The following is a 4,566-nucleotide window of genomic DNA, read 5'->3' as shown; positions in this document are numbered from 1 at the left end:
ATCATGGTCTTGCGCCTTACGGATACGACGAAATCGCAAACTGGAACTTCGGCGATCTCGTCCTGAAGACCCCCTACGACAACATCACCAGCACGATCAAGGCGCGCAAACACGGCTTTTCAGACTGTATCGACACGGAAGACATGTTCAAGGAGCACTTTACGAGCCTGATTGAAAAGCGAGTTATTCCAGCGCCCGTCTGATCGAGCCGCGAGGGGATCTTCAGGCTCTCGGGCTGAAATTTCCGTCAGGTCGCCTGCCTCCCAAGCAAGCAGGACGCAGCCTCGCCACGATTGGCGAGGCTGCGTGAGGACAACGGCCAATGGGACGAGCCCGTCCCATCTCGCCTGATCGTCGAACGCGATCGCAACTATCACCGTTTAACCGCAGCGGCGCTCAATCGGCCGTTTTTATTGAAGGGGCAGCCGACATGAAACTTGGTGCGCTGAAAGAAGTTTCCGAAAATGRGCGACGTGCATCGCTGACGCCAGAGAGTGCGTTTCATCTTGGCAAGCTTGGCCATGATTGTCTGATCGAGGCTGGGGCAGGTGAGGGGGCGGGCTTTTCGGACGATGCCTATCGCGCGGCAGGCGTGACAGTGGTTTCGAGCGCTGTCGAGCTTTACGCGCGCTGCGACGTCATCGCCAAGGTGCGGGCACCGGAGCCTTCCGAGGTCGAGCAGCTTCGCGCCGGCCAGACGCTGATCTCCTTCTTCTATCCGGCCCAGAACCGGGAGCTTCTGGAACAGGCAAGGCGCAGGGGCGCCAATGTCATCGCCATGGACATGGTGCCGCGCATTTCCCGCGCCCAGAAGATGGATGCGCTGTCGTCCATGGCCAATATCGCCGGCTACCGGGCGGTGATCGAGGCCGGCAACAATTTCGGGCGCTTCTTCACCGGCCAGGTGACGGCCGCCGGCAAGGTGCCGCCGGCAAAGGTCCTGGTCATCGGCGCCGGTGTCGCTGGCCTGGCGGCGATCGGCACGGCGACCGCGCTCGGCGCCGTCACCTATGCCTTCGACGTGCGCCCGGAAGTGGCCGAGCAGATCGAAAGCATGGGCGCCGAGTTCGTCTATCTCGACTTTGCCGACCAGGCGACAGACGGTGCTGCGACCGGCGGCTATGCGGCTCCCTCCTCGCCGGAATTCCGCGACAAGCAGCTCGCCAAGTTCCGTGAGCTGGCGCCGCAGATCGACATCGTCATCACCACCGCGCTGATCCCCGGCCGCGATGCGCCAAAACTCTGGTTCGCCGACATGGTGGCGGCCATGAAGCCCGGCTCCGTCATCATCGACCTTGCCGCCGAGCGCGGCGGCAATTGCGATCTGACCGTCGCCGACCAGAAGGTCGTGTCCGACAACGGCGTCGTGGTGGTCGGCTATACGGATTTCCCGAGCCGCATGGCAGCCCAGGCCTCGACGCTCTATGCCAACAATATCCGCCACATGATGGCCGACCTGACGCCGGGCAAGGACGGCAGGCTCGTCCACAACATGGAAGACGATGTCATCCGTGGTGCGACCGTCACCTTTGAGGGGACCATCACCTATCCGCCGCCACCGCCGAAGATCCAGGCGATTGCCGCCAGCAAGCCCAGGGAGAAGGTGAAGGAGCCGACGCCCGAGGAGAAGCGGGCGCAAGAGAGCGCCGCCTTCAAGGCGCAGACCCGCAACCAGGGCCTGCTGCTTGTCGCCGGCACGGCGCTGCTGTTGCTCGTCGGCGCCTATGCCCCGGAAAGCTTCATGAGCCATTTCGTGGTCTTCATGCTCGCCTGCTTCATCGGCTTCCAGGTGATCTGGAACGTCTCGCATTCGCTGCACACGCCGCTGATGGCGGTGACGAACGCCATCTCCGGCATCGTCATCCTCGGCGCGCTCTTGCAGATTGGCTCAAGCGAACTCCTGGTGGAAGTGCTGGCAGCCTTCTCGGTGCTGATCGCCACCATCAATATCGTCGGCGGCTTCCTGGTGACACGGCGCATGCTCGCCATGTTCCAGAGGTCCTGAGCGGCCATAAGGGGGAATAATCATGACCATCGGTATCGTTTCGGCCGCCTATGTTTGCGCCGCCGTTCTCTTCATCCTCTCGCTCGGCGGGCTCTCCGGTCAGGAAAGCGCCAAGCGCGCCGTCTGGTACGGCATGGCCGGCATGGCGCTTGCCGTCTTCGTCACGGTCTTTGGACCCCAGGTTCTCGGATCCCAGATCCTCGCGTCCGAGGCCGTCGGTACAGAGATCGGCAAGAGCACCAGCTCCTGGCTCGTCGTCCTCGCCGTGATCGCCGGCGGCGCGCTCCTCGGCACCATGGTCGCAAGCCGGGTGCAGATGACCGAGATGCCGCAGCTTGTCGCAGCCCTCCATTCCTTCGTCGGCCTGGCCGCCGTCTTCATCGGCTTCAACGCCCATCTCGAGGCGGCCCGTATCGCCGCCATGGACGAGACGGCCCGGGCAGCCCTTGGTGGCTTTGCCGGCATCCTTGCCCACAAGAGCCCGGTCGAGCTTGCGATCATGAAGGTCGAGGTCTTTGTCGGCATCTTCATCGGCGCCGTCACCTTCACCGGTTCGGTCATCGCCTTCGGCAAGCTTGCCGGCAAGGTGGACGGCAAGGCCAGGAAGCTGCCGGGCGGCCATGTGCTCAATGCCGGCGCGGCCATTCTCTCCTTCGCTCTGCTCATCGTCTATGCCAACAGTGGCAATGCCTGGGCACTGATCTCGATGACGGTGCTTGCCTTCTTCATCGGCTATCACCTGATCATGGGCATCGGCGGCGCCGACATGCCCGTCGTCGTCTCCATGCTGAACTCCTATTCCGGCTGGGCGGCGGCGGCGATCGGCTTTACCCTCGGCAACGATCTTCTCATCGTCACCGGCGCCCTGGTCGGCTCCTCGGGCGCCATCCTCTCCTACATCATGTGCAAGGCGATGAACCGTTCCTTCGTCTCCGTCATCCTCGGCGGCTTCGGCGCAACCGCTGGCCCGGCCATGGAGATATCAGGCGAGCAGATCGCCATCGATGCCGATGGCGTCGCTTCCGCCCTCAACGATGCCGACAGCGTCATCATCGTGCCGGGTTATGGCATGGCGGTCGCCCAGGCCCAGCAGGCCGTCTCCGAACTCACCCGCAAGCTCAGGGCAGCCGGCAAGACCGTCCGCTTCGCCATCCATCCGGTCGCCGGACGACTGCCAGGCCACATGAACGTGCTGCTGGCCGAGGCCAAGGTGCCCTATGACATCGTGCTCGAAATGGACGAGATCAACGACGACTTCCACGAGACCGACGTCGTCATCGTCATCGGCTCCAACGACATCGTCAATCCCGCCGCACAGGAAGACCCCAACTCCCCCATCGCCGGCATGCCCGTTCTCGAAGTCTGGAGGGCAAAACAGGTCTTCGTCTCCAAACGAGGCCAGGGGACCGGTTATTCCGGCATCGAAAACCCGCTCTTCTTCAAGGACAACACACGCATGTTCTACGGCGACGCAAAAAAGAGCATCGATCGACTGCTGGCGCTGGTCGCCTGATCATGTGCTCCAAACGAGCGGCAAGAAAAAGCACAGCGATCACCCGCTCCGACATCCGCTCAATCGCTCCGCTCTTCACGCCGCGCTGGCGGGTGCACCTTTTCATGATCAGCGACACGGGAACCGATGGAATGCAGAACTTTCCTTCCTCTCTTTTAAACGGCTATCGCAATTTCATGAGTGGTCATTTTGAACGCGAGCGCTATCGCAGCCTTGCAGAAGAAGGGCAAAGCCCCAAGACCCTCGTGATCGCCTGTTCGGACTCCCGTTCTGCACCCGAGACGATCTTCGACGCAGGCCCTGGCGAGCTCTTCGTCATCCKCAATGTCGCCAACATGGTGCCCCCTTACGAGCCGGACGGGCAACTGCATGCAACGTCATCGGCACTCGAATTCGCAGTGCTCGCACTCAATGTGACGGATATTGTCGTTCTGGGTCATGGTCGCTGTGGCGGCGTCAAGGCGGCACTCGATCCGAATGCGGAGCCGCTTTCGCCAGGCAATTTCATCGGCCGCTGGATGTCGCTCGTCAAATCAGCGGCGAAGCAGATCCAAAGCAACGAGGTGATGACGCCTGCCGAGCGCCAGACGGCGTTGGAGCGGGTATCCATACGAAACTCCCTCACCAATCTGCGCAGCTTTCCCGAAATCCGGAAGCGGGAAACAGAAGGGCAATTGCAGCTGCATGGCGCCTGGTTTGACATTTCGACCGGCGAGCTCTGGGTGATGGATCCAGCAAGCGGCGATTTTGGCCGGCAGGAGCTCCAGGTGTAGGACGGATTGGACCCCAAAGCATGGGACCAGAGCGGTAACGTGAATTCACGATACCGTCAGGGTTTTCTCCGCAACTGCATGAAATGTCCGCAATAAGTCCCCTTTTGCGAACCTTTATTGCGATGGCCATTTTTGAGGGAAATTTGTCCTTTTGGCATGCGGCGAGAGTGTGAAACACCACGCGGGCATGCCGGCGACGGCCCATATCGCAACAAGGAGCCCTACAATGACGAGACAGATTATTCAGGTTCCCGCCGACTCCACTCTCTTTGGAG

At 61.6% G+C, this 4,566-nt stretch carries 3 protein-coding genes and 1 pseudogene; all 4 read left to right on the top strand.

All coding sequences use genetic code 11. From position 1 onward, the window contains the following. Positions 1-203 (top strand): annotated as a pseudogene (locus AC1D35_RS34815) (NAD-dependent dehydratase); the annotation flags it as partial. A 227-nt stretch (positions 204-430) separates the two neighbouring features. Then, positions 431-2,005, top strand: coding sequence for a Re/Si-specific NAD(P)(+) transhydrogenase subunit alpha (locus tag AC1D35_RS34810; RefSeq protein WP_477942448.1), 1,575 nt, complete (start codon positions 431-433; stop codon positions 2,003-2,005). A gap of 22 nt (positions 2,006-2,027) precedes the next feature. Beyond that, on the top strand, positions 2,028-3,518 hold the full coding sequence (locus AC1D35_RS34805) for an NAD(P)(+) transhydrogenase (Re/Si-specific) subunit beta (protein WP_477942446.1): 1,491 nt from the start codon (positions 2,028-2,030) through the stop codon (positions 3,516-3,518). A gap of 131 nt (positions 3,519-3,649) precedes the next feature. Continuing rightward, complete coding sequence (locus AC1D35_RS34800) at positions 3,650-4,291, top strand: carbonic anhydrase (RefSeq protein WP_477942444.1); 642 nt, start codon at positions 3,650-3,652, stop codon at positions 4,289-4,291. The last annotated feature ends 275 nt before the right edge of the window (positions 4,292-4,566 follow it).

It is taken from the genome of Rhizobium sp. P1_E6 (assembly GCF_056405875.1).
This window is presented reverse-complemented; position numbering and strand designations above follow the sequence as displayed.

Coding starts and splice junctions, on each gene's coding strand:
- AC1D35_RS34805 (WP_477942446.1), top strand. CDS start 2,028: ATGACCATCGGTATCGTTTCGGCCGCCTATGTTTGCGCCGCCGTTCTC.